Source organism: Nonomuraea sp. NPDC049158, assembly GCF_040648335.1.
GTDB lineage: Bacteria > Actinomycetota > Actinomycetes > Streptosporangiales > Streptosporangiaceae > Nonomuraea.
Genome location: NZ_JBEZDM010000015.1, coordinates 22,026 through 46,871 on the forward strand (window position 1 = coordinate 22,026; position 24,846 = coordinate 46,871).

Consider the following 24,846-nt stretch of genomic DNA (forward strand, 5'->3'; position numbering starts at 1 on the left):
GCCCCGCTGAGCGCCATCGCGTGGCGGGGCGGCGTGCGCGGCCGTCACCTTCGCCGTGCTGGCGCTGCGGCCGCCGCCGCTGTGGGAGTTCTTCCCCGCCGGGCTACTGCTCGGGATCGGGTACGGCCTGGCGTTCGCGTCGATGGGCCTGCTGGTCGTGGCGGCGGCACCGGCCGACCAGACCGGTATGGCCACGGGCGTCAACACGATCGCCAGGACCGTCGGCGGGGCGGCGGGGGCGCAGGTCGCCTCGGCCATCCTGGCCGCCACGGCCATCGCTCACGTGCCCACGCTGAGGGGTTTCACGATCGCCTTCTGGACGTTCGCCGCGATCGCCGTGATCGCCGTGGTCACCGCCGCGCTGATCCCGGCGCCGGCCGTACGGGAGGCCGAGCCCGCGAGACGACGCTAGGCGCGGCGGCCCCGGGCGAGGAGCCAGAGCAGGAGCGGCGCCCCGAGCACGCCGGTCACCACGCCGACGGGCAGCTCCACGTCCGGGATGAGGCGGCGGGCGATGAGATCGGCCGCCAGGACCACGAACGCCCCGGCCAGCGCCGAGGCCACCGGGGGCGGCCAGGCGGTGCGGGCCAGCCGCTGGGCGATCTGCGGCGCGGCCAGCGCGACGAACGCGATCGGCCCGGCGGCTGCCGTGCCGAAGGCGACCAGCGCGACGCCCACCAGCAGCAGCGTCAGCCGCGCCCGCTGCACCGGCGCGCCGAGCACCACGGCCACCTCGTCGCCCAGCTGCAGCGCCCGGCTCCAGCGGCCGAGCAGGAGCGCGACGGGCGCAAGCACGGCCAGGGCGAGCGCCAGCGGCACGGCCTGGCCCCAGGTGCGGCCGTTGAGGTTGCCGAAGAGCCAGCCGAGCGCGGCCTGGGCCTGGAAGGTGTTGCTCGTGACCATGAGGTACTCGGTGGCGCTGGTGAAGATCCACGACAGGCCGATGCCGACCAGCACGATGCGATACCCGGTGGTGCCGCGCCGCCACGCGAACAGGTACGTCAGCAGCGCGGCGAGCACCGCCCCCGAGAAGCCGAGAACCTGCACGCCGGGCCCGGAACCGATGCCGAGGACGATCCCGGCCACCACGGCGACGCCCGCCCCCTGGGTGACGCCGATCATGTCGGGGCTGGCCAGCGGGTTGCGGGTCATGGTCTGGAACAGGGCGCCGGACAGCCCGAAGGCGGCACCGGTGAGCAGCCCGGTCAGCGCCCTGGGCAGGCGCAGCTCCCGTACGACGAACAGGGTGCCCTGATCGCCCGCGCCGAGCAGCGACTGGACGACCTCGCCGAGGCCGAGCGGGAACTCGCCCAGCCCGATGCCGAGGCAGAAGGCCAGGAACGTCGCGGCGGCCAGCGCCAGGCACACCACGACCACCCGAGGGCGCAGCACGCCCGACACGGGTGGTGTGGAGAGACGGAAGGCGAGCTGGCTCATCACAGCTCCGCCAGCCGCTGGCGCCGGGCCAGCACGATGAAGAACGGCCCGCCGATGAACGCGACCAGCAGCCCGGCCTGCACCTCGATCGGCGGTACGACGAGGCGGCCCAGGATGTCGGCGGCCAGCAGCAGGCACGGCGCGAGCAGCGCCGACAGGGGCAGCAGCAGCCGGTGGTCGGTCTCGGCCCCGCCGCGCCTGGCGACGGCCCGCGCGAGATGCGGCACGACCAGGCCGACGAAGACGACGGGCCCGATGGCCGCGACCGCGGCGCCGGTGAGCAGCATCACGGCCACCGCGCCCTGGAGGCGTACCAGGCCCACCCGGCGGCCCAGCCCGCGGGCCACGTCGTCGCCGAGCGCGAGGCTGTTGAGCGCGGGCGCGCAGGCGATCGCCAGCACGGCCCCCGCCAGGATGAACGGCAGCAGTTGCGGCAGTACGCCGGAGCCGTGCCCGGACAGCGACCCGGCGGACCAGAACCGGTAACGGTTCAGCGATTCGGGATCGACGAGCACGATGGCGCTGGTGACCGAGCTGAGCAGAAACGTGACGGCCACCCCGGCCAGGGCCAGTTTGACCGGTGCCATCCCGTCACGGCCCATTCCGGCCATCGCGTACACGACCAGGCTCGCCAGCAGCGCGCCCGCGAACGCGAACCACACGAACCCGGACAACGCGCTGATGCCGAGGACGGCCATGGAGATCACCACGCCGAACGCCGCGCCCGCGCTGACGCCGAGCACCCCGGGGTCCGCGAGGGGGTTGCGGGTGAGCGCCTGCATGAGCGTGCCGGACAGGCCGAGTGCCGCCGCGGCGAGCACGCCGAGCAGCGTCCGCGGCACGCGCACGGACCAGATCACCTCCCGCGTCTCCTGGTCCGCGCCCAGGCCGCCCAGCGCCCTGAGCACCTCGCCCAGGGGGATCTGGCGGGCGCCCAGGGCCAGCGAGAGCAGGCAGATCAGGGCGAGGGCGCCGGCCGACGCCACCACCAGGATGGCCCGCCGGGTCACGAGGGCAGCCCGACCTCGGTGGCCGGGTTCCCGTCGACGGCGGCCGCGAGCCGCGGCACCAGCGTGTCGAGCACGTACGGCAGGCTGAGCACGGTCAGGAAGGACACCGAGTTGCCGACATCGGTGCCGTCCCGCACGAACACCTCGCGCCCCTCCTTGACCACCTTGAGCCCCTTGTAGACGGTGTCGGCGCGCAGGGTGGCCTTGTCCTTGTCGGGGTTCGTCACGCTCCAGAGGAGCGCTCCGGTGTCGAGCAGGTCGAGGCGTTCGCGGCTGATGTTGGCGCCGAACTTGTCGCCGATGGCCTGGTCCAGGTCGGCGGGGAGCTTGAAGCCGAGCGAGGTGAGCAGGCGGGAGCGCGGGTCCTGGCTGCCGAAGACGAAGTAGCCCTCGTAGACCGTGCCCATCAGCCCGGTCTGCCCGGCGAACTCCGGATGCTCCTTCCGTACGGCGGCGAACCTGTCCTCCACCTGCTTGACCAGCGCCTCCGCCTTGGCGGGCTCGCCGACGGCCACGCCGACCTGCTTGGTCACCTCCTGCCAGGAGATCCCGTAGTCGATGTGCTCCTTGGGCTGCGCCACGGTGGGTGCGATCTTGGACAGGGTCGTGTACTGCTCCTGGGTCAGCCCCGAGTACAGGGCCAGGATCAGGTCGGGCCGCAGGGCCGCGATCTTCTCCATCTGGGGGCCGCTGCCCGTGTCCTTCAGCACCTGCGGGACCGCCGCGGAGCCGAGCTTGGGCTTGGCCCAGGGCCCGATGGCGCCGGGATACCCGCCGAGCCACTCGGTGGTGGCGACGGGCACGATGCCGAGGGCCAGCAGGGCGTCCTGCTCGACGAGGCCGACGGTGACGATCCGCTTGGGCTTGGCGGTGATCGTGGTGCTGCCGTACTTGTGATTGAGGGTGGCGGAGAAGGCGGAGGCCGCCGCCACGGGGGCCTGGGGCGTGGCGGAGCCGCATCCGGTGGCCAGGGCGAGGGTCATGGCGGCGAGCGCGTACAGGACGCGGGTCATTACGGGGGACTCCCTTACTCGTTGTGCTCGGCGCGGCCCAGCCGCCAGTAACCCATGAAGGCCACGGCGCGCTTGTCCATCCCGCGCTCGGCGACCAGGTGCCGCCTGAGCGACTTGATCACCGCCGCCTCGCCGGCCAGCCAGGCGTACAGCGGGCCGTACGGCGCCTCCTCGGGCACCTCCCACAGCTCCTCCACGTCCACGTCGATGTCCTGGAAGGAGTCCGGAGTGGGCAGCGGGGGGAGCAACCGGTCGGCGGCGGCCCTGACGGCGGGCACCAGCAGGGCGCCGCGCTCCTCGTCGGCGCGGGCCAGCCAGGTGACCTTGACGCCGCTCGCCGTCTCGACGGGCAGGAAGTCGTCCGCGCGGGGCACCTCCATGAGCGCCTCGCCCTCGTAGCCGGCCGGCAGCCGTTCGAGGATGGAGCAGATCGCGGGGACCGCGGTCTCGTCGCCGGCGATCAGCACCGCCCCGGTGTCCGCGGGCGGGTGGAACTCCAGGCCGCCGTGCGGCCCGTCGTGGCGGGCGTCGGGGCCGAGCAGCACCGCGACGGCCCCGGGCCGCACATCGGCCGCCCAGCGGGCCACCGGGCCGTCGCCGTGGTCGTGCATGACCACGTCCACGTCCACCTCGCGGGCCTCGGGGCGTACCAGACGGGCGGTGTAGGTACGGAGCGGGTTGCGCAGCGCGTCGGGCAGGCCGCGCCAGCGCGGGAACCAGTCGGGGCCGCTCGGCAGGTGCTCCAGCCCGTGCCCGTCGACCGGCAGGATGAGCTTGATCCGCTGGTCGAACCCGTTGTCCGCGAAGTGGTGCAGGTCCTCCCCCTCGAACGTCACGCGCAGGAAGGTCGGGCTCAGGCGTGCTAACCGGTTCACGCGTACGTCGAACATGCGAAAGGGCTCGATCATCGTCAGCTCCACCTCGATCCTTTAAGGTGAGGCTAACCTAACTCATACTGATCGACCAGTCCCGCCCGGGCACGGCAAACGCCCCCGTCCCTCCAGCCCGGGACGGGGGCGCCTGCCTTTCCGAGCCCTATGTCCGGCGGACTCGGAGGTCAGCGACATGACGAGGGCGGCGGCGCCGCCGAGCATCGCCCGCTCCGTCGGCGGCGCCGCGCCCGGCATGCGGACGGGGGACGGAAGCTTGATGCAGGACATTAGGCGGCGAGCGGCGGCGTCGCGACAGGGCTTGGCCTAGGGATGTCCCTAGGAGTCCTTGATCGTGTGTTTGACCCCCACCGGCAGCACGTCGAAGTGGACCACCACGCGACCGGTCGCCGGGTCCGGAGCGCCCGGGGACTCGAGGTCCCTGCGGTCCGCCACGGCCCGGTACCTCTCCAGGACCTCGAACACCTCCTCGCGCATCCGCGTCGTCTCGGCCACGGTGAGCCGCATCGACCGCCGTCCGAACCCGCTCGCCCGCACCCACTCCTCGGGAGTCGTCGCCTCCTCCTCGCGCCAGCGGGCCAGCTCGGCACCGCGCTGCCGGATGAGGTCGTCGAGCAGCCGGGCGAGCGCGTCGACCGTCTCGGGATCGGCCGACGGATCGGCCGAGGGGTCGCCGTAGGAGAAGCCGCCCGGCACGATCCGCCAGTACTTCTCCTTGCCCTTGCCCAGCTCGGGCACCGTCTCGATCATGTCGTGCCGGGCCAGCTCACGCAGGTGGTAGCTGGTCGCCCCGGTGTTCTGGCCGAGCAGTCCGGCCAGCCGGGTGGCCGTCGAGGGGCCGTGCTCGTCGAGCAGCTCGTAGATGCGCAGTCGCAGCGGGTGCGCGAACGACTTCAGCGCGTTCGCGTCGAGCGTTCTGGCCGAATAGTGCTTGCTCTGCATGGCTGTGCACACCTATCTTTGCAAAGAAATCTGTGCATAGTTTTCCTTACACACTAGCGGAGTGACCCATGCCACGTCTCGGCCGATCCTTCGGCTTCCTCCTGTCGTCGACCGCCCTCTCGAACCTGGCCGACGGCGTGCTCAAGGTGGGCGCGCCCCTCCTGGCCGTGTCGATGACCCGCTCCCCCACACTGGTGTCGCTGACCGGCGCCGCCGCCACGCTGCCGTGGTTACTGTTCGCCCTGCACGCGGGCGCGATCGCCGACCGGCTCGACCGCAGACGGATCATGGTGCTGGCCAACCTCGCCCGTTCCGCCGTGCTCGCGGCGACGACCGCGCTCGGGCTGCTCGGGCTGGTCAACTTGTGGGTCGTTCTGGCCGCCGTACTGATCGCGGGCGTGGCCGAGGTCTTCGCCGACACCTCGGCCCAGTCGGTGCTGCCGATGGCGGTGCCGCCGGAGCGCATCACGGCGGCGAACGGGCGGGTGCAGAGCGCCCAGATGATCGGCAACGAGTTCGCCGGCGCGCCGATCGCCGGCCTGCTGGTCACGCTGCTGCCCGCCGCCGTCTTCGGCGCTCCAGCCCTCCTGTACGGCGCCGCGGGCCTGCTCCTGCTGGGCATGAGGGGCTCCTACGGAACGGCCGCCACAGCGGGCCCCAGGCGCTCGCTGCTGCGCGACATCGTGGCCGCCCAGCGCTATCTGTGGTCCCAGCGGTTCCTGCGCACGCTGGCCGTCTCGGCCGGTCTGCTGAACTTCGCCAGCGCCGCCTACTTCGGGGTGTTCGTGCTGTGGGCCGTCGGCGACGGGTCGCGGATCGGGCTGAGCCCCAGCGGGTACGGCCTGATGATGACCGCGATGGCCGTCGGCGCGGTGGCCGGATCGCTGGTCTCGGAGCGGGTCTCCGGGCTGCTCGGAGAGGGCCGGACGCTGGTCGGCGCCTGGCTGGTGAGCGCCCTGCTGTACCTCGTGCCGGTGGTGTGGCCCGTCGCCTGGCTGCTGTATCCGACCTCCGTGGTGTGGGGCGTCATCGGGGCCGTCGCCAACGTCCTGGTCATCTCCACGCGGCAGCGGCTGATCCCACCCGAACTGCTCGGCCGGGTCAACTCCGCCTACCGGCTGATCGGCATGGGCGGGATGCCGGTGGGGGCCGCCCTCGGCGGGGTGGTGGCCGAACTCGCCGGGCTGACCGCCGTGCTTCTGGGCGCCACAGGGGTCTGTTTGGTGGGCGTGGGGCTCGTGTGGCGCGCCTTACACGATCGAATTTCTCACCCTTTGACCAGCGCACCTTCCGTTCCCGACACATTCAGATCACGTTAGTCACACTTTGGCCTACCTCGAGATGACATGATTACCCCGAGCAATGAGGGGATGGCATGCGGGAGATCGGCGGACGGTACCTCCTTAACGAGGAGGCCGGTCGTGGAGGTATGGGAGTCGTCTGGCGGGCTTTCGACCAGCTTCTCCACCGTGAGGTGGCGCTCAAGGAGCTGACCCTCAGCGGTGAGGCCGAGATGGTCCGTCGCAGGGTCCTCCGTGAAGCGCGGATGGCCGCTGGGCTCACCCACCCGAACATCGTCACGGTCCACGACCTCATCGAAGAGGGCGGCAAGCTGTGGATCGTGATGGAGTACCTCGACGGCCTCTCACTGCACCAGCTGCTCTCCCAGGTGGGGACGCTGCCCGCGCAGTCGGTGGCGGCGATCGGCCAGCACCTGCTGGCCGCGCTGCGTACCGCCCACCAGGCAGGGGTGCTGCACCGCGACGTGAAGCCGGCCAACGTGATGCTGACCGGCGACCGCGTGGTGCTGACCGACTTCGGCATCGCCACGGTCGAGGGCGACATCCGGATGACCACGTCCCGGCGGCTGCGCGGCACGCCCGCGTTCATGGCCCCCGAGCGGCTGCACGGCGGCCCGGCGAGCAAGGAGGCCGACATGTGGTCGTTCGGCGCCACGCTCTACAGCGCCATCGAGGGCCAGCCGCCCTACCCCGGGCAGGACGCGGCCACGGTGCTCGGCATGGCCAGGAGCGGCGGCTACCCGCCGCCGCGCCGGGCCGGGATCATGCGGCCCCTCATCGAGGGCCTGCTGCACCACGACCCGGTGCGCCGCTTCACGCCCGAACAGACCGCCGGCTTATTGGCCGGCATGCGCGCCAGCAGCTACCCCGCGGCGATCTGACCGGTCGTTCCGTTATTCCTCCTCGCCGCGCTTGGCGCGGGCTTCCGCCTCGGCGGCGTCCATGGCGGCGGCCTCCTCCGGCGTGGGAGCCGTGCCGCCGAGGTGCTGGGGCTGCCACCACACGCCCGGCGGGATCTCCGGGTAGGTGCGCTGGGCCCGGTCCACCAGCTCCGACATCCGCGCGTGCAGGTCGGCGACGTGCTGGTTGACGTCCTCGCCGCGCTTGGGGTGGATGGGCTCCCCGATCAGGATCGTGATGGGTACGTGCCGCAGAGTGAGCTGCTTGGACCGGCCCTTGGTCCAGATCCGCTGACTCCCCCACAGCGCCATCGGGATGACCGGGACCTTGGTCGCCTGAGCCATGCGGATGGCGCCGTTCTTGATCTCCTTGACCGTGAACGACCGGCTGATCGTCGCCTCGGCGAAGACGCCGACCACCTCGCCCCCCTTCAGCATGCGCAGCGCCGTCGCGTACGACCCCGCGCCCGCGCCCCGGTCGACCGGGATGTGGTGCATGCCGCGCATCAGCGGCCCCGAGATACGGTGGTCGAACACATCCTGCTTGGCCATGAACCGCACCAGCCGCTTGGCGGGCACCGCCCCGAATCCGGCGAAGATGAAGTCGAGATAGCTGATGTGGTTGCTGACCAGCACCGCTCCGCCGGTGCGCGGAATATGCTCGGTCCCCTCCATGTGGAAGCGGTAGTCGAGGACGCGAAAGAGGGTCCGCGCGGCGGCGATCACCGGCGGGTACACGATCTCAGCCATGACCAGAAGGTAGCCTATTCACCCCGGTCGGACGGTAGTCGGCAGGGTCGTAGAAGCTGTGGCCGAGTTCCACTATGACGCTTGCCCCGCCGGGGAAACGGGCAAATGTTTCTCATCATGAAGAAGCTCATCAACTCGGCCGAATCCGCGGTTGACGACGCCTTGGCCGGGATGGCGGCCGCCCACCCGTCGCTGCGGATCCGCGACCGGGTCGTCTACCGCGCGTCGGGGCCGCGGGCGGGCAAGGTCGGGCTGGTCTCCGGCGGCGGCTCGGGGCACGAGCCGCTGCACGCCGGCTTCGTCGGCTACGGCATGCTCGACGCCGCCTGCCCCGGAGAGATCTTCACCTCGCCCGTGCCCGACCAGATCGTCGAGGCGACCACGGCCGTCGACGGCGGCGCGGGCGTGCTGCACATCGTCAAGAACTACACCGGCGACGTGCTGAACTTCGAGATGGCCGCCGAACTGTGCGAGGACGTCCAGATCGCCGGCGTGCTCGTGGACGACGACGTGGCCGTCCAGGACTCCCTCTACACGGCGGGCCGCCGGGGCACCGGCGCGACGCTGTTCGTGGAGAAGATCGCCGGAGCGCTGGCCGAGGAGGGCGCGCCGCTGGCGGAGGTGGCGAGCGTGGCGGGCGAGGTGAACGCGCGCAGCCGCTCCTTCGGCATCGCGCTCACCTCGTGTACGACGCCCGCGGCGGGCAAGCCGACGTTCGATCTGCCCGACACGCAGGTGGAACTGGGCATCGGCATCCACGGCGAGCCCGGCAGGATCCGGGCGCCGATGGCCTCGGCCCGCGAGCTGTCCGAGATCGCCATGGAGGCCATCCACCGCGACCTGCCGCTGGAGGGCGACCTGCTCGTCCTGCTGAACGGCATGGGCGGCACACCCCTGATGGAGCTGTACGTGGCGTTCGCCGAAGTGGCGGCCGTCATCCGCGGCAAGGGGGCGCGGGTGACGCGGTCGCTGGTGGGCAACTACGTGACGAGTCTGGATATGCAGGGCTTCTCGGTGACGATCTGCCGGCTCGACGACACGTTGACGCGTCTGTGGGACGCGCCGGTCGAGACGCCGGGACTGCGCTGGGGACGCTGATGGGCGCCCCCACGGACCCCGAGACGGGCGGCGGCTCCACGGGCCCCGGCACGTTGACCACGGCCTTCTTCGTCGCCTGGCTGGAGGAGGTGGCCGAGCAGGTCCGGGCGCAGCGCGAGCGGCTGACCGCGCTGGACGCGGCGATCGGCGACGCCGACCACGGCGCGAACCTCGACCGCGGCTTCACCGAGGTCCTCAAGGCGCTGGCCGACTCCCCGCCGGCCGCGCCGGGCCAGGTGCTGGTGTCCGCGGGCACGACGCTGATCCGCCGCGTCGGGGGTGCTTCCGGGCCGTTGTACGGGTCGGCGTTCCGGGCCATGGGCAAGGCGATGGAGGCGCCGGTGACGCAGGCCGGGTTCGCGGCGGCGTTCGAGGCCGGGGTGGTCGCGGTCGAGCGGCTGGGCAAGGCGGCTCCGGGCGACAAGACCATGGTGGACGCGCTGGCTCCGGCATCGCTGGCCCTGGCGCTGGCCGTACGGGATGGGGCGGGGGTCCGGGAGGCGTTCGAGCTGGCGGCGCGCGCGGCCGAGGAGGGGGCGCGGGCCACGATCCCGATGCCTGCCCGCAAGGGCCGGGCCAGTTACCTGGGCGAGCGCAGCGTCGGGCACGAGGATCCGGGGGCGGCGTCGTCCGCCCTCATCGTCGCCTGCCTGGTCACCGTGAGCTCGTGATGGTGGGCATCGTACTGGTGGCCCACAGCGCCGGGCTGGCGGCGGAAACGGCCGCGCTCGTCCGCGGCATCGCCGGTACGGGCGCGCGGGTGGCGGCGGCGGGCGGCACCGAGGACGGCGGGGTGGGCACGAGCCTCGACCTGATCGAGCGGGCGCTCACGGCGGTCGACCAGGGCGACGGCGTGGTGCTCGTACCCGACCTGGGCAGCTCGGTCCTGACGGCCCGGCTGCTGGCGGAGCCCGGCCGGGTGGTGGTGGCCGACGTGCCGTTCGTGGAGGGGGCGATCGCGGCGGCCGTCACGGCGGGCGCGGGCGCGCCCCTGGCGGCCGTCCTCGCGGCCGCCGAGGAGGCCCGCACCATCCGCAAGCTCAGCGACTCCTGAACCCGCTCAGCGGCTCCCGAGACTCGATGCCTCCTGAACCGGCTCAGTGGCCCTTGAACGCCTCCTCCAGCCACCACGAGCCGTGCTTCCCGGCGAGCTTGGCGTGCACCAGCAGCGGCCGGTCCCTGGGGCCTTTCAGCCACTCGGCCACCCCGGCCAGGTCGCCGGGCTCGGTGACCGTCACGGCCGCGAAGCCGTAGCCGGTGGCGATCGCGGCGAAGTCGGCGGGCGGGAAGGTGACCGTGCCGAGCGGGTGCCCGTGGGGGCCGAAGTGGTGCACCTCGGCGCCGTACGCCTCGTCGTCGTAGACCACGACCACCATCGGCAGCCCGAGCCGTACGACGGTGTCGAGTTCGGCGATGCCCATCAGCGCCCCGCCGTCGCCCAGCGCGGCGACCGGCAGCCGGTCGGGCCGGGCGAGCGCGGCGCCGATCGCGGTCGCCAGCCCGAGCCCGATCGACTGGAACGCCTGGGTGAAGCAGAACCCCCGCTCGTCGGGCACATCGAGGAACATGGCCGGGTACCCCATGAAGTTGCCGGAGTCGACCGCCACGATCCGCTCCCCCGGCAGCAGGTCGTCGAGCCCGATCGTGAGCGTCCTGGGGTCGATCAGCCCATCGCCGCCCTCGTCGTCGTAGGGCAGGGCCTGCCACCGTCCCTCGGCCCGGATCCGCGCGGCGACCTCCGCCGACCGATACCCGCGCTCGGTCTCGCCCGCCGAATCGCGAGCGTCCCCCGCCGAATCGCGAGCGTCCCCAGTCGGAGCGAGGGCGTCCCCGGTCGCAGCACGAGCGTCCCCAGTCGGAGCGAGCGAATCGCCGGTCGGAGCGAGGGCGTGGAAGACCGTGCGCGCCGTGGCGGCCGTGTCGCCGACCAGGCCGAGGGTGATCGGCCGGTGGACGCCCAGGGCGCTCTCGTCCAAATCCACCTGGACGAGCTTGGTGTGCTCACCGATCAGCCGTCCGTGGCGGGTGGTCCACATGTTGAGGGCGCACCCCCAGGCCACAATGAGGTCGGCGTCGTGGATCAGCTCGGCGGCGAGCGGCGTGGCGAAGCCACCGCTCACGTCCAGGTCCCATGGGCTGCCCCGGAACAGGCCCTTGGCGACGGCGGAGGTGGCGAGCAGCGCGCCCGTGGCGGCGGCCAGCTCCTCCAGCTCGGCCCTGGCGTGCCTGGCGCCGCGCCCGGCGACGAACACCGGCCGCCGCGCCCCCGCCAGCAGCCGGACCAGCGCGCCGAGCTCCGCGGCCGACGGCGTCCTGAACGCCTCCGCACCCGACGGCATCCCGGCCGACAGCGTCCCAGCCGACTCCGCACCCGACGGCGTCCCGGCCGCTGGCGTCCCGTGCGGCTCCGCGGCCGATGGCGTCCCGTGTGACTCGCCGATGAGGCCGGGCCACGCGACGATGTCCTGCTGCACGTCGAGCGGCAGGTTGAGCACCACCGTGCGCCGGTCGCGGGCCGCCGTACGGTAGGCCGACAGCGTCTCCTCGACCGCCCGGCCGGCCTCCGTGACGCGGAGCGAGACCGCGCCGACCGACGCCGCCAGCGCGTCCTGGTCGATGTGGAAGTTGGAGCGCACGTCCGTCGCCTCGCCGGTGAGCACGATCAGCGGGGTACGGCTCTTGGCCGCCTCGGCGATCCCCGTCACGGCGTTGGTCAGGCCGGGCCCCTGGTGGACGGAGACGACCCCGACCTTGCCGCTCATCCTGGCGTACGCGTCGGCCATCGTGGCGGCGCCGCCCTCATGGCGGGCGGCGACGAAGCGCACGCCGTGCGCCACGAGGGCGTTGGTGACGTGGAAGTTGCCGCTGCCCACCACGCCGAACGCGGTGTCGACCCCGGCCTCGGCCAGCACCCGCCCGACGGCCTCGGCGACGATCATCTCTCGAGCTTATGGTCGCGGCCGCTTCGGAGCTCGTTGGCTCGTTCCTCGCTCTCTCCCTCCGAGCTCCTCCGCTCCACCAGCGCCAGTACCCGCACCGGGCTACCCGACCCACCCACGATCGGCAGCGGCGGGGCCAGGACGACGGCGCCGGTCACCGGCAGGCGGTCGAGGTTGCGCAGCTGGGTCAGGCCGTACTTGCCCGCCCCCAGCAGGAACGAATGGCACGGGAAGGGCGGGTCGAAGGAGTGGGCGGTGCCCGCGTCGGTGCCGACGGTCTCGACGCCGAGCCCGAGGATGGGCGTCTCGGCGGCCAGCCAGTTCGCGCATTCGACGGAGATGCCGGGGGTGTGCGGGCCGGTCTCGTCGGCGTTCAGGAAGGTGGCCTGGTCGGCGGCCCTGGCGTCCCAGCCGGTGCGGTAGAGGAGCCAGCCGCCGTCGGGCAGCGGGCCGTTGGCGCGCTCCCACTCCTTGACGTGGTCGATCTGGAGCAGGAAGTCGGGGTCCTTCGCCGCCTCCGCCGCCAGGTCGAGCACGACGGCGGGGGCCAGCAGGCTGGACACGGGCACCTGGGACACGTCCTGGCCGTCGCGGCCGGTCACCCAGTGGATCGGCGCGTCGAAGTGGGTGCCGCTGTGCTCGCCCGTGTGGATGTCGTTCCAGTACCAGGCGGGACCGCGGTCGTCGTAGCGGCTGATCTCCTCCAGCCGGAACGGAATCGTGTTGCCGAAAGGCTCGGGCAGCTGGAGGATCGGCGTATCCGATGACAGGGGCGAGGTGAGATCGATCACCTCGATGGCGCCACCGCGCAGGCTCTCCACCAGGCTCCGCAAGATCGACATGTCATCCTCCTTGATGGGCTGGCTGCATCCTCCTATATCGGCCCACCCGGCTCCAAGCACGTCAGGACTTGGTCCATGGGGCGCAGCCGCCCGTCTGCAACGCCTTGTCGGTGGCCAGGATCGTCACGGTGGCCGGTCCCGTCGGCATGTCCGCCGCGATCACGTCGCTGACCTGGGCGGACGTGCTCTTCATGCGGGCCCAGTAGCACTTGTCCGTGGCGGTCGCCGGACCCGTCGTACGGTAGGTGCCGGGCTGGATGTCCACGCCCACGATGAGCGTCCGCATGCCGCCGAGCGCGCCCGGCGGCCCGGCCGAGCCCACCGGAGCAGGCGTCCCAGCCGGCGCGGTCCCGACCGGTGCGGTCCCGACCGGTGCGGTCCCGACCGGCGCGGGTGTCCCCGCCGGAGCGGACGCGACCGGGTTCGACGTGACCGTGCCCGCCGGGGCTGACGGGTCCGACGTGGGCGCGCCCGCCGGGGCCGACGGGTCCGTCCCCTGGTCCGCGGGCGGCGTCGAGTCGCCGATCGTCATCGTCACCGGAGGCGTCTCCGCGGGTGCGGCCGTCGCCTCCCCCGAGTCCAGCCCGGTGAAGTACCCGAGCAGGAACCCGAGTAAGCAGGTCAACCCGGAAACGAGCACGATGATGGTCGGACTGCTCGTCGCCCGGGGATATTCCGGAGACGGAGGGTATTCGGGAGGAGGCCCGTACATCACGGGGACAAGCGTCCCATCCGTGTCAACGGTGGAGGTAGTCGACCAGCGACGCCTTCTCCGTCTCCAGCTCCTCGATCGCGCTCTTGACCACGTCACCGATGCTCACGATGCCGACCAGCCGCCCGTCCTCGACGACGGGCATGTGCCGGAACCGGTGTGTGGTCATGGTCCTTCGCAGCTCGTCGACGTTGTCGTGCGGGCCGACCGTGCGTACTTCCGACGTCATGATCGCGGAGACGGGCTGGTCGAGCACGGCCGCGCCGCGGTCGTGCAGGCGGCGGACCACGTCGCGCTCGGACACGATGCCCGTGATCGTCACGCCGTCGGCGGAGACCACGACGGCGCCGATGTTGTGCTCGGCGAGCTTGGTCAGGAGTTCGCGGACCGTGGCTTCCGGAGCCACGGTCATCACCGCGCTTCCCTTGCCGCGCAGGATTGTCCCGATGAGCATCTGAACCACCTCGGCTCTCAGTTACCCCGGGTGGCTCCGGCTAAGCGCTCCACCCGCGTAGCTTTCAAGGCAAGCAAGCAGGTAGGGGCACCGTCAAGCGTTCCCGTAGGCTGCATGCCGTACATGGAGCTTGTGAAACAGGATGCGTGATGACAGAGCCGCTCAATACCGGCAGCCATGATCTGCCCGTCACCGCGGCGCTGACCGCGTTCATGCGGACGGGCTGGGCCGACACCCGGCGCACCGACGTGGCGGCGCTGCCGATCGCGCCCTGGGCGGCCAGGCGCCGCGCCGCGCTCGCCGCCCGCTTCCCCGGTGAGCGGCTCGTCGTGCCGTCGGGGACGCTCAAGGTGCGCAGCAACGACAGCGACTACCGTTTCCGGCCGCACAGCGCGTTCTCCTATCTGACGGGCGCGGGCGAGCCGGGCGACGTGCTGGTCATCGAGCCGTCGGGCGAGGCCACGCTGTACCTCAGGCCGCGCTCGCCGCGCGAGGACGGCGAGGAGTTCTACCGCGACCGGCGTTATGGGGAGTTCTGGGTGGGGCGGCGGCCCGACCTGGAGGAGGCGGCCGAGCTCTACCAGATCGGCTGCGCCCACATCCGCGAGCTGTCGCTGACCGGGCCCGCCAGGGTGCTGGGCGGCGTGGACCCGGCGGTCGACGCGCTGCTGCCGGGCGACGCGGAGTTCGAGAGCTTCCTGTCGGAGATGCGGCTGATCAAGGACGCGTGGGAGATCGGCGAGCTGCAGTCGGCGGTCGACGCCACCGCGCGCGGCTTCGAAGACGTCGTACGCGCCCTGCCCGCCGCGCTCGGACACCCTCGGGGCGAGCGCTACCTGGAGGGCGTGTTCGGGCTCCGTTCGCGCCTGGAGGGCAACGCGGCCGGCTACGACAGCATCGTGGCCTCGGGCGCGCACGCGTGCGTGCTGCACTGGATCCGCAACGACGGCCGCCTCGACCCGGGCGACCTCCTGCTGCTGGACGCGGGCGTCGAGTCCGACACGCTCTACACGGCCGACATCACCCGCACGCTGCCTCTGTCCGGCCGCTTCAGTCCCGTGCAGCGGCAGGCGTACGAGCTGGTGTACGAGGCGCAGACGGCCGGCATCGCCGCGCTCAAGCCCGGTGCCCGCTTCCGCGACTTCCACCTGGCGGCGATGCGGGTCATCAGCGAGGGCCTGCACGACTGGGGCCTGCTGCGCGACTCGCCGGACGCGCTGATGGAGTCGGGCCTGTACCGCCGCTACACGCTCTGCAGCAGCGGCCACATGCTCGGCCTGGACGTGCACGACTGCGCCCGCGCGCGCTCGGAGGTCTACCTGGACGGGGTCCTGGAGGAGGGCCAGGTGCTCACCGTCGAGCCGGGCCTGTACCTGCAGCCCGACGATCTCACCCTGCCGGCGGAGTTCCGGGGGCTGGGCATCCGGATCGAGGACGACCTGGTGATCACCGCCGACGGCGCCCGCCTGATGTCGGCCGCCCTGCCGCGCCATCCCGCCGAGGTCGAGTCGTGGATGGCCGGGCTGCTGGGCTGAACACCTGATACGGCTACGAAGCGATCACGTTTCGTAGCGGGCTGACAACCTCTGAGCTGAGCCTCATACCTTTTCCTCAAATTCCAGCGAAAGCATCGACTTACTAGACGGACCGTCAGTAGGGTTACTGCTTCCGTAGTCGGCTGGTTCCACGAGGTGGTCAGTTGTCCGGATACGTTGGCCGCAAGGCTGTGTCCGTGCTCGGCCAGGTGGGTGAGCTCTTCGTCATCGTCCTGGAGGGATTGCGCCGCAGCTGGGACGTCCGGAGCTGGTGGTGGGAGTTCGTCGACCAGTGCTGGTTCCTGGCCCGCGTGACCAGCGTGCCGGTGCTGCTCGTCTCCTTACCTCTCGGCGCCACCGTGGCGTTGCAGGTGGGTGACCTGGCCTGGCAGCTCGGCGCGGCGTCCGCCACCGGCAGCGCCGTGTTCGTCGGGCTCATCCGGGAGGTCGCGCCGCTGGCCAGCGCCCTGCTGATCGCCGGGGCCGGCGGCAGCGCGATGACCTCCGACATCGGCGCGCGGCACATCCGCGACGAGCTGAGCGCCATGGAGGTGATGTCGGTCAACCCGATCCACCGCCTGGTGACGCCGCGCATGTGGGCGGCGAGCACGGTCGCGGTCTGCCTGTGCCCGCTGGTCATCCTGGCCGGGGCCAGCGGCGGCTACTTCTTCAACGTGGTCGTCCAGGGCGTGACCTCCGGCGCCTACTTCGACGGCGCGCTGTCGCTCGTGGTGGGCTCCGACCTGTACGTGACGCTGTTCAAGGCGTGGATCTTCGGCTTCATCGCCGCGGCCGTCGCCTGCTACAAGGGCATGACCTGCGCCACCAGCCCCGTCGGTGTGGGCCGGGCGGTCAACCAGTCGACGGTGGTCACGTTCATGCTGGTGTTCGCGTTCAACTACGTGATCTCCGCCGTCTACTTCCTCGCCTACCCGCCGAAGGCGCTGTGATGGTCACGCGTACGGCCGGCCTCAGGTTCGCCGTCAGCGGGCGCGAATGGGCCGAGCGGTTCGCGACCCTGGCCAACTGGCCGCTGTTCGTGTGGAAGGTGCTGTTCTACTCCGTCCGCGACGTGATCCTCCGGCTGAAGTACTTCAAGGTCGTCATCCGCCAGGTCAGCGACGTGGTCGTGGGCGTCGGCGCGACCGTCATCGGCGGCGGCATGATCTTCGTGGTGTTCACCATGGCCTTCGTCGTGGGCGCGACCGTGGGCCTGCAGGGTTACCAGGGGCTGCAGGCGATCGGCGCCGAGTCGTTCATGGGCCTGGTCGGCAGCTTCGCCAACGTACGCGAGATCACCCCGATCATCGCCGCGACCGCGCTGGCCGCGCAGGTCGGCTCGTCGTTCACCGCCGAGCTGGGCGCGATGCGGATCTCCGAGGAGATCGACGCGCTGGAGGTGATGGGCATCAACGCCTTCACCTACCTGATCTGCACCCGGGTGGTGGCGGCGCTGCTGGCGCTGGTGCCGATCTATCTGATCGCGCTGTTCGCCAGTTTCTTCGCCACCCGGCTGATGAGCACGGTCCTGTTCGGGCTGGCGCCGGGCGTCTACGACTACTACTTCTACCTGTACCTGCCGGTCAGCGACATCGTGTTCAGCGTGACCAAGGTGGCGGTGTTCGCCTTCACGGTCGTCGTCATCCACTGCTACTACGGCTTCTACGCCACCGGCGGGCCGGTCGGCGTGGGGGTGGCGGCGGGCCGCGCGATCCGTCAGTCGATCGTCACGATCGTCCTGCTCAACCTGCTGCTGTCGTACCTGTTCTGGGGGAACGGCAGCAACCTGAAGCTGACGGGGTGAGCGATGGGACGCGACGAGTTCTCCCTGCCCGTCCGTGCGGGCATCGCGCTCGCGCTCATCGTGGTGCTCGCGGCGACGACGATCTTCATCGTACGGACCGCGTCGGAGATCAGCGGCACCAGGATCGACGCCGTCTTCGCCCGGGCCGGTCAGGGCCTGGACACCAAGTCCCCGGTCAAGATCCGCGGCATCACGGTCGGCGACGTGACGGGCGTGTCCCTCGACGCCAAGGGCAAGGCCGTGGTGAGCATGGCCATCGAGCCCGGTGTCCGGCTGCCCCGCACCACCGTCGCGGCCATCGAGCCGTCGTCGGTGTTCGGGCCCAAGTTCGTCGACCTCAGGCTCGGCGCGGGCGAGACCACCGGCCCCTACCTGGCCGGCGGCGCGGTCATCACCCAGACCCAGCAGCCGCTCGACCTGTCCGACACGCTCGGCGCCGCCTACCGGGGCCTGGACGCCGTGGACCCGCGTGAGGTCACCATCATCGTGCACACCCTGGCCCAGGGGCTGGACGGCGAGGGGAAGCGGCTGCGCGAGCTCATCGACGACGCGGGCACGGTCATCGATGTCGCGCACCGGCAGCGCGCCCGGGCCAGGCAGTTCCTGCATGACACGGCCGGGCTGTCCACCGCGCTGTCCGACAAGGGCGACGAGCTGGTGTCGATCTCCTCCGACGTCAACGTCATCACCCCCGATCTGCTGGAGCGGGCCGACAAAGTGCGGGTCCTGCTCCAGGAGGTCACCTCGGTCTCCGACCTGAGCGCGCACGGCCTGCGCAAGCACCGGCAGGACCTGCGGGCGGCCGTCCACTCGGGCGAGCGGGTGGCCTCGCTCATCTACGCCCAGCTCGGCCTGGCCGGTGACGGCGTACGCGGCCTGAACCGCCTGGTGGACCTGCTGAACAAGCTGATCGAGGCGCCCGGCCCCGGCGGCGCCCGCCAGCTGCAGGTGGAGGCGTTCGTCTCGACCGACATCTGCGAGCTCGTCGTCGGCTCCTGCGGCCCCACCGACGGGAGGGACTGACGTGGCGCTGTCCAGGGAACGCGTGACCCGCCGGTGGACACTGCTGCGCGTGGTGCTGTTCGTCGGCTTGACGGTGACGCTGATCGTGGTGATCACCGTGCAGATCGCCCGGGTCAGCACCGGCGACGGATACCAACTAATCGCGACATTTGATGATGTGTCGGGGTTGCGGGAGGGCGACCAGGTGAAGATCGCCGGAGCGCCCGTGGGCCAGGTCGACACGATCAAGGTGGTGAACGGCCGCGCCGAGATCACCATGGAGGTCCAGGACGCCATCAGGGTGCCCTCGGACACCGAGGCCGCGATCAGGTGGCGCAACGCGGTCGGCCAGCGGGTCGTCTATCTGCTCCCCGGCACCGCGCCGGGCAGGCTGGCCCCCGGCTCGCGGGTCGTCCGCACCTCGTCCGTGGTCGACATCGGCCAGCTGGTGAGCGACCTCGGCCCACTGACCCGCAGCCTGGACCCGGACCAGATCAACCAGCTGTTCACCGCCGCCGCCAAGTCCCTGAAGGGCAACGACAAGAACATCCCCCGGCTGCTCGACAACGTCAACGCCATCACCGGCACGATCAACGAGCGCAAGCAGACGATCCAGCGATTGCTCAAGGACTACGCCACCGTCACCGGCGTGGTCGCCCAGCGCGACAAGCAGATCGAGCAGCTCGTCGACAACCTGGTCACCCTCTCCGAGGCGTTCGCCGGCAACCGCAAGCTGATCGACGACGCGATCGTGCAGCTCTCGACCACCGTCCACACCTCCGACCAGGTGCTCGGCAAGAACGCCGACGAGCTGGGCTCGCTGGTCGACCACCTCTCCGGGCTGACCGGCGGCATCAGGCGGCACGTGAACGAGATCGACAAGACGATCGGCACCTTCCAGCCGCTGCTCGCCCGCGCCTACTCCAGCGTCGATCGCGGTCACTACTTCATCACCGCGGTCCCGTGCCTGGCACTGAGCGCCGCGCCCTGCCCGTACCCGATGAAGACGCCGCCCCCACTGCGCGGCAGCACGCGGATCCAGAGCTCGAAGGACCTGCAGAAGCTCATGGTCGGTGAGTGATGGCGCTCAAGTCCTTCCGCGACCGCAACAAGATCGTCGTCGGCCTGATCTCGCTGACGGTGCTCGGCACGGTCCTGGTGGCCACCTTCCTCGTCGGCAGCCTCGGGCTGCTCGAAGGCGGCTACTACATGTCCGGCACGTTCGTGGACTCCGGCGGCCTGCGCACCGGCAACGACGTCCGGGTCGCGGGCGTGCGCGTCGGCAAGGTGACCGAGGTACGGCCCGACTACGGCCAGGGCAACGTGGTCGTCACCTGGAAGGTCGACACCGACGTACGGCTCGGCCGCGCCACCCGGGCCGACATCACGCTGTCCAACCTGCTCGGCGGCCGCTACGTCAAGCTGTCGGGCCCGGTCACCGCCCCGTACGTCGACCAGCTCCCCGAGGCGCAGCGGCGGATCCCGGTAACCCGGACGGGCGTCCCCACGCTGATCAACGACGCCATCAAGGACGCCACCCACCTGGTCCAGAAGCTCGACGCCAAGGCCGTGGACGACCTGCTCACCCAACTGGGCAAGATCGACACCAGCAAGCGCGGCCGGATCACCAAGCTGCTGAAGAACATCGGCGACCTGTCGGACACCATCAGCCAGAGCGAACCGCAGCTGCAGAAGCTCCTCGACAACGGCACCAAGATCATGAACGTCCTGGAGCGGAAGGACAAGCAGCTCGGGCGGCTCATCGACGCCATCGAGGTCATGCTGAACGAGCTGCGCTCGCGCCGCAACGAGCTGCGCGCGCTGCTCGGCGACGGCAGCGACCTCGTCCAGAGCACCACCCGGCTGATCAACGAGCACGAGAAGACGCTGGTCCAGGTCCTCGACGACACCGGCGCGATCACCACCAAGCTCAACAGCGGCAACAAGGAGTTCAACGCGCTCCTGGCGTGGGCCGGCCCGACGTTCTCCGGGCTGTCCACGATGGGCGGCCAAGGCCCGTGGCTCGAGGCCATAGCCACGGGCCTGGGCCCCATCGACCCGGAGGTGCTCGGCGCCATCGCCAAGGACAGGAAGAACGACCGATGACCCGTTTACTGGCCGCCCTGCTGGCCGGCACGCTGCTGGCGGCCAGTGGCGGGTGCACGCTGCTGGGCGCCGAGCCGTACCGGCTGACCGCGATCTTCAGCAAGGCGCCCTCGCTGTACGAGCAGGCGCGGGTGAAGGTGATGGGGCTCGACGCCGGATATGTGACGAGCATCCGGATCGACGGCGACAAGGTACGCGTCGAGCTGTCGGTCGACCGGGAGGTGCCCCTGCCCGCGAACGTCAAGGCCGTGGTCGCGCCGCAGAACACCTTGGGCGAGCGGAACGTGGTGCTCTACCCGCCCTGGAAGCCCGGCGACCAGCGGATCGCCTCCGGCGCCACCATCCCGCTGGAGCGTACCGACCTGCCGGTGGAGATCGACGACGCGCTCGACGCGTTCACCAAGCTGACCGACGCGCTGGACTCCGACAAGCTGGGCGACGTCGCGGGCGACCTCGCCGACGGCGTCAGGGGCCGCGGCAAGACGGTCAACAACGCGCTCGCCGACACCGCGCGGCTCACCGACACGCTGGCCAAGCAGGACCAGCAGCTCGTCGACCTGGCCAAAGGCCTGAACAAGCTGGCCACCAGCCTCAACAAGCGGCAGAGCCAGGTGACCGGCGCGATCGACTCCTTCGCCGAGGCCAGCGCCATCCTGGCCGAGGAGCGGCGGCGGCTGCGGACGTTCATCGCGGGCATGGCCGATTTCGTGCGCCGGGGCGACGTGATCATCGAAGCCTATTCAGCACGGCTCCCCCAGGCCGCCGGCACGCTGGCCGAGCTGGTGCTGACGGTCCGGGCCAACAGCGCGTCGATGGCCCAGGCGATCAAGGGCGCGGCCGACTTCTCCGACATCCTGATCGACTCCTGGGACAAGAAGCAGCACGTGCTGAAGATCCGCGTGGTGCTCAACGCGATGACCAGGGCCTGGCTGACCCCGCTGTTCGACGCCCTGCACCTCGGCAAGGTCCCGTGCCTGCCCGCCGGCCTCAGCAACTGCCCCTTCGAGCAGGGGAAGAAGAACCGATGAAGGCACGCGTCCTGTCAGGGCTGCTCGCGCTGGGCATCACCGCGTCCTGCTCGCTCCAGACCCTCGGCGCCGGCGGCGGCGGCCTGACCATCAACGCCACCTTCGACGACGTCCAGAGCCTGGTCGCCGGGCACAGCGTGCAGATCTCCGACGTACGGGTGGGCACCGTGACCGGCATCCGGCTGCAGGGCTACCAGGCCAGGGTGACCATGTCGATCACGCCGGAGCACCCGGTGCCCGAGGGCAGCACCGCGACGGTGGCCAAGACCTCGGTCCTGGGCGAGAACTACGTCCAGCTCACGCCGCCCGCCGGCAAGGACCTGTCGAAGGGCCCCTTCCTCAAGAGCGGCGCCACGATCACCGACACCTCGGTCGAGCCGGACATCGAGCAGGTCACCGCGAAAGCCGGGCCGCTCATCGAGGCGCTCGGCACGCAGGACGTCAACGCCATCCTCGACGCCGCCTCGACCGCGTTCGCCGGCAAGGGCGCCGACGTCAACAAGCTGATCAAGCAGACGGCCGAGGTGACCGACACCTACGCCGCCGCCCGCCAGGACATCGCCACCACCGTGGACGCCCTGGCCAAGCTGGGCGACCAGCTCGCCAAGGGCAGCAAGGAGCTGGACCGGCTGCCCGGCACGCTGGCGGCGGCCACGGCCCGCATCGCGCACGGCCGCCAGCACGTGAAGACGGCCATCATCGCGCTGACCGACCTGGCCAAGGAGGCCAACCTCACGGTCTACCCGCGGCACGCCGCCCGGCTGCGCACGCTGCTGCGCGAGCTCGACGCGATCACCTCCTCGATGCTGCGCGGCAAGGAGGACCTGAAGGCGCTGGTGGCCAAGCTGCGGGCGTTCATCGACACGCCGCCGATCACGGTCAACGGCCAGGTGCTGATCTACGTGTGGCTGAAGGGCCTGCTGACGCCGCAGCACAAAGGACTCCTGCCGAACGGAAAGACAGGCTTGCTGCCGGACGGCAAGACGGGCCTGCTGCCCAACCGCGTGGCGGACTTCCGCCTGCTCTGGGAGCCGCCGCGATGAGGAAGCGTCTGCTTTGGGGGCCGCCGCGATGAGGAACCGCCGCATCTACCTGAATCTCGGCTTCTTCGTCGTCCTGGGCATCGTGATGACGATCTGGGCGTTCAGCACGATCATCAAGCTCGACGCGATCACCCAGCCCTACCGGGTGTCGGCGGAGTTCGTCTCCTCCCCCGGCCTGGTCCGCGGCTTCGACGTCGCCTACCTGGGTGTCCGGGTGGGGAAGGTAGGGGACGTACGGCTGGCGCCCGGCAAGATCGTCGTGGGTCTGGACATCGACAAGGAGGTCCGGCTGCCGAAGACCGCCACCGCCGAGGTACGGCGCAAGTCCGCGATCGGCGAGCCGTACGTCGAGCTGTCGCCGCCCGCGACCGGCGTGAACGGCCCGAAGCTCGCGGCCGGCGACGTGATCCCGCTGTCCAAGACCACGGTGCCGCTGGACTACCGCAAGCTGTTCGAGGGCGTCGGCAAGCTGCTGTCCGCCGTGCCGCCCAAGGACGCCAAGACGATCACGCACGAGCTGGCGGTGGCGCTGGACGGCCGGTCGTCGTCGATCAGGGACATCATCGAGGACGCGCACGACCTGACCGGCACGCTGGCCGACAACTCCCAGGTGCTCGACGACCTGTCCGTGCAGCTCACCCAGCTCACCCACACGCTGGCGGGCCGCAAGGACAAGCTGGCTTCGGGCATCACGGACCTGAGCACGGTGACGGCCACGCTGCGCGAGTCGCGCAGTGACCTCGACGCCTTCCTGGACCAGGGACCGGGCGTGTTCGGACAGCTCGACCAGGCCATCAAGCGGGCCAGACCGGGCCTGTCGTGCCTGCTGACCGCGGCGGGCCTGCCGCACAAACCGGTGTTCTCCGCCGAGACCGAGCGGAACGTGCACCACCTGCTGAGCATCATCCCGACCGCGCTGAGCCTGGCGGACGACATCAGCGTGCGGGAGGGCAACACGGTGTACGGCAAGGCGTCGTTCATCTTCAGCGTCCCGGGCGGGCCGCAACCGGCGGAGGAGTACGCGGGCCCGGTCGGCCCGCCCACCGTGCCCCGCCTGCGCGCCTGCCCCGACCGCGCCACGGACGGACCGGTCCGTACGGAAGACGCCGCCGACCATCCCCGTAAGGACAGAGACACAGAGCCGACCAGGCGGCCGGAAGCCCAGGCCAAGGCCACCGCACAGCCCGAGCGGACCCCGGAGGCGGCGGGCGCGAAGTCGCCCGCCGCGGCTTCCGGACCCGCGTCCCGTACCCCGGTGGACACCGCTCCGCTGATTGCCGCGATCTTCCTCGCGGTGGCGGCGAGTGGTGGCATCTTGGGGTGGATCGCGGTGGGCCGGGCCGCCCGCCGCCGTGAGGAGAGCTCATGACCACCAAGCAGGACCTCGCGGAGGACCAGCAGAGCGCCGCGGAGGAGGCCACAGCGGCAGAAGAACCGACCACCTCGGATGATGGTGTGGTCGCCGACGGGCGGTCGGGGCTGGGGCGTGGCCGGCTCCTGGTGGCGGTGGTGGCCCTGCTGGTGGCCGCGCTGGCCGCCACGGCGGCGCTGCAGTGGATCTCCGCGGGCCAGGCCCGCGACTCGCTGGCCCGGCTGGAGAGCGAGCGCGCCCTGCGGCTGGAGGTCTCGGGCGCGGCGAGCTCGTTCGGCAAGGCGCTGCTGAGCTACGACTACCAGAACCTCCAGGCCACCCGCGCCACACTGACGGCCCAGGCCACGGGCGACTTCCTGGCCACCTACGACGAGGCGTTCGGCGGCGCGATGGCCCAGGTCATCGTCAAGCTCAAGGCCGTCTCGCAGGCGAACGTCCGCGAGGTCTACCTCTCGGACGTCGACGAGGCCACCGCGCACGCCATCGTCGTGGTCGACCAGCAGGTGAACACCTCGGAGGCGATACGCTCGGTCAAGGACTCCCATCTGAAGATCAGCCTGGTCAAGGAGAAGGGCGTCTGGAAGGTCCACGACGTGACCGTGCTCGGCGCGGCCAAAGAGGACCAGTACAACCTGGACAGCGGCACCAAGAAGAAGGACTGACCGATCG

The 24,846-nt window shown here is 71.1% G+C and carries 26 protein-coding genes; 16 read left to right on the forward strand and 10 right to left on the reverse strand.

Annotated elements, in window-relative coordinates; translation table 11 throughout:
* Window positions 1–55 precede the first annotated feature (55 nt).
* Window positions 56–412 (forward strand): hypothetical protein, encoded by a 357-nt coding sequence (locus AB0B61_RS29755; RefSeq protein ID WP_358438553.1) that lies wholly within the window; start codon window positions 56–58, stop codon window positions 410–412.
* On the opposite strand, the gene AB0B61_RS29760 is transcribed toward AB0B61_RS29755, so the two are convergent.
* The 5 genes from AB0B61_RS29760 to AB0B61_RS29780 form a co-directional block, all read right to left on the reverse strand.
* On the reverse strand, window positions 409–1,437 hold the full coding sequence (locus tag AB0B61_RS29760) for an iron chelate uptake ABC transporter family permease subunit (protein WP_358438556.1): 1,029 nt from the start codon (window positions 1,435–1,437) through the stop codon (window positions 409–411). The genes AB0B61_RS29755 and AB0B61_RS29760 overlap by 4 nt on opposite strands.
* Window positions 1,437–2,447 (reverse strand): iron ABC transporter permease, encoded by a 1,011-nt coding sequence (locus tag AB0B61_RS29765; protein WP_358438559.1) that lies wholly within the window; start codon window positions 2,445–2,447, stop codon window positions 1,437–1,439. Before AB0B61_RS29765 ends, AB0B61_RS29760 begins: the two co-directional genes overlap by 1 nt.
* Entirely contained in the window at window positions 2,444–3,460 is a 1,017-nt protein-coding gene (locus AB0B61_RS29770; RefSeq protein ID WP_358438562.1) for an iron-siderophore ABC transporter substrate-binding protein, read from the reverse strand. The genes AB0B61_RS29765 and AB0B61_RS29770 overlap by 4 nt, the downstream gene beginning before the upstream one ends.
* 14 nt (window positions 3,461–3,474) lie before the next feature.
* The gene (locus AB0B61_RS29775) at window positions 3,475–4,368 is read right to left on the reverse strand and encodes a siderophore-interacting protein (protein ID WP_358438567.1); all 894 of its coding nucleotides are present in this window, start codon (window positions 4,366–4,368) and stop codon (window positions 3,475–3,477) included.
* Window positions 4,369–4,668: 300 nt separating this feature from the next.
* On the reverse strand, window positions 4,669–5,292 hold the full coding sequence (locus tag AB0B61_RS29780; RefSeq protein WP_358438570.1) for a helix-turn-helix domain-containing protein: 624 nt from the start codon (window positions 5,290–5,292) through the stop codon (window positions 4,669–4,671).
* Between the two features lie 68 nt (window positions 5,293–5,360).
* On the opposite strand from AB0B61_RS29780, the gene AB0B61_RS29785 reads away from it, so the two are divergent.
* On the forward strand, window positions 5,361–6,611 hold the full coding sequence (locus AB0B61_RS29785; RefSeq protein WP_358438573.1) for an MFS transporter: 1,251 nt from the start codon (window positions 5,361–5,363) through the stop codon (window positions 6,609–6,611).
* Window positions 6,612–6,667: 56 nt separating this feature from the next.
* Window positions 6,668–7,474, forward strand: a complete 807-nt coding sequence (locus tag AB0B61_RS29790; RefSeq protein ID WP_225291636.1) for a serine/threonine-protein kinase — start codon at window positions 6,668–6,670, stop codon at window positions 7,472–7,474.
* Between the two features lie 12 nt (window positions 7,475–7,486).
* On the opposite strand, the gene AB0B61_RS29795 is transcribed toward AB0B61_RS29790, so the two are convergent.
* On the reverse strand, window positions 7,487–8,242 hold the full coding sequence (locus tag AB0B61_RS29795; RefSeq protein ID WP_358438576.1) for a lysophospholipid acyltransferase family protein: 756 nt from the start codon (window positions 8,240–8,242) through the stop codon (window positions 7,487–7,489).
* Between the two features lie 117 nt (window positions 8,243–8,359).
* Between AB0B61_RS29795 and dhaK the strand changes: the two genes are divergently transcribed.
* Genes dhaK through AB0B61_RS29810 form a run of 3 tightly spaced genes read left to right on the forward strand, consistent with a single transcriptional unit; the run spans window position 8,360 to window position 10,394 of the window.
* On the forward strand, window positions 8,360–9,340 hold the full coding sequence (dhaK, locus tag AB0B61_RS29800; protein WP_358438579.1) for a dihydroxyacetone kinase subunit DhaK: 981 nt from the start codon (window positions 8,360–8,362) through the stop codon (window positions 9,338–9,340).
* Complete coding sequence (dhaL, locus tag AB0B61_RS29805; protein ID WP_358438581.1) at window positions 9,340–10,011, forward strand: dihydroxyacetone kinase subunit DhaL; 672 nt, start codon at window positions 9,340–9,342, stop codon at window positions 10,009–10,011. Before dhaK ends, dhaL begins: the two co-directional genes overlap by 1 nt.
* Window positions 10,011–10,394: a phosphoenolpyruvate--protein phosphotransferase gene (locus AB0B61_RS29810; RefSeq protein WP_358438961.1), complete on the forward strand. Its 384-nt coding sequence runs from the start codon at window positions 10,011–10,013 to the stop codon at window positions 10,392–10,394. Before dhaL ends, AB0B61_RS29810 begins: the two co-directional genes overlap by 1 nt.
* Before the next feature lie 43 nt (window positions 10,395–10,437).
* Here the strand turns inward: AB0B61_RS29810 and AB0B61_RS29815 are convergent, their stop codons facing one another.
* The 4 genes from AB0B61_RS29815 to AB0B61_RS29830 form a co-directional block, all read right to left on the reverse strand.
* On the reverse strand, window positions 10,438–12,279 hold the full coding sequence (locus AB0B61_RS29815) for a thiamine pyrophosphate-binding protein (protein ID WP_358438584.1): 1,842 nt from the start codon (window positions 12,277–12,279) through the stop codon (window positions 10,438–10,440).
* Window positions 12,276–13,121 carry a cyclase family protein gene (locus AB0B61_RS29820; protein WP_358438587.1) on the reverse strand — a complete coding sequence of 282 codons (846 nt, stop codon included), beginning with the start codon at window positions 13,119–13,121 and terminating at the stop codon, window positions 12,276–12,278. The genes AB0B61_RS29815 and AB0B61_RS29820 overlap by 4 nt, the downstream gene beginning before the upstream one ends.
* Before the next feature lie 61 nt (window positions 13,122–13,182).
* Window positions 13,183–13,761: a hypothetical protein gene (locus AB0B61_RS29825; protein ID WP_358438589.1), complete on the reverse strand. Its 579-nt coding sequence runs from the start codon at window positions 13,759–13,761 to the stop codon at window positions 13,183–13,185.
* A 97-nt stretch (window positions 13,762–13,858) separates the two neighbouring features.
* Window positions 13,859–14,287, reverse strand: a complete 429-nt coding sequence (locus AB0B61_RS29830) for a CBS domain-containing protein (RefSeq protein ID WP_357639239.1) — start codon at window positions 14,285–14,287, stop codon at window positions 13,859–13,861.
* A 149-nt stretch (window positions 14,288–14,436) separates the two neighbouring features.
* Here AB0B61_RS29830 and AB0B61_RS29835 point away from each other — a divergent pair, with 149 nt between their 5' ends.
* From AB0B61_RS29835 to AB0B61_RS29880, 10 genes are all read left to right on the forward strand, one after another.
* Window positions 14,437–15,822, forward strand: coding sequence for an aminopeptidase P family protein (locus AB0B61_RS29835; protein WP_358438592.1), 1,386 nt, complete (start codon window positions 14,437–14,439; stop codon window positions 15,820–15,822).
* 164 nt (window positions 15,823–15,986) lie between these two features.
* Window positions 15,987–16,772, forward strand: coding sequence for an ABC transporter permease (locus AB0B61_RS29840; RefSeq protein WP_358438595.1), 786 nt, complete (start codon window positions 15,987–15,989; stop codon window positions 16,770–16,772).
* Complete coding sequence (locus AB0B61_RS29845) at window positions 16,772–17,626, forward strand: ABC transporter permease (RefSeq protein ID WP_225291645.1); 855 nt, start codon at window positions 16,772–16,774, stop codon at window positions 17,624–17,626. Before AB0B61_RS29840 ends, AB0B61_RS29845 begins: the two co-directional genes overlap by 1 nt.
* A 3-nt stretch (window positions 17,627–17,629) precedes the next feature.
* Window positions 17,630–18,649 (forward strand): MlaD family protein, encoded by a 1,020-nt coding sequence (locus AB0B61_RS29850; RefSeq protein ID WP_358438598.1) that lies wholly within the window; start codon window positions 17,630–17,632, stop codon window positions 18,647–18,649.
* Window position 18,650: 1 nt separating this feature from the next.
* Window positions 18,651–19,709, forward strand: coding sequence for an MlaD family protein (locus tag AB0B61_RS29855; protein WP_358438601.1), 1,059 nt, complete (start codon window positions 18,651–18,653; stop codon window positions 19,707–19,709).
* Complete coding sequence (locus AB0B61_RS29860; RefSeq protein WP_358438964.1) at window positions 19,709–20,734, forward strand: MlaD family protein; 1,026 nt, start codon at window positions 19,709–19,711, stop codon at window positions 20,732–20,734. The genes AB0B61_RS29855 and AB0B61_RS29860 overlap by 1 nt, the downstream gene beginning before the upstream one ends.
* Window positions 20,731–21,762: an MCE family protein gene (locus AB0B61_RS29865; RefSeq protein WP_358438604.1), complete on the forward strand. Its 1,032-nt coding sequence runs from the start codon at window positions 20,731–20,733 to the stop codon at window positions 21,760–21,762. The genes AB0B61_RS29860 and AB0B61_RS29865 overlap by 4 nt, the downstream gene beginning before the upstream one ends.
* On the forward strand, window positions 21,759–22,805 hold the full coding sequence (locus AB0B61_RS29870) for an MlaD family protein (RefSeq protein WP_358438606.1): 1,047 nt from the start codon (window positions 21,759–21,761) through the stop codon (window positions 22,803–22,805). Before AB0B61_RS29865 ends, AB0B61_RS29870 begins: the two co-directional genes overlap by 4 nt.
* 28 nt (window positions 22,806–22,833) lie before the next feature.
* The gene (locus AB0B61_RS29875) at window positions 22,834–24,174 is read left to right on the forward strand and encodes an MCE family protein (RefSeq protein ID WP_358438609.1); all 1,341 of its coding nucleotides are present in this window, start codon (window positions 22,834–22,836) and stop codon (window positions 24,172–24,174) included.
* Window positions 24,171–24,839 (forward strand): hypothetical protein, encoded by a 669-nt coding sequence (locus AB0B61_RS29880; RefSeq protein ID WP_358438612.1) that lies wholly within the window; start codon window positions 24,171–24,173, stop codon window positions 24,837–24,839. The genes AB0B61_RS29875 and AB0B61_RS29880 overlap by 4 nt, the downstream gene beginning before the upstream one ends.
* The last annotated feature ends 7 nt before the right edge of the window (window positions 24,840–24,846 follow it).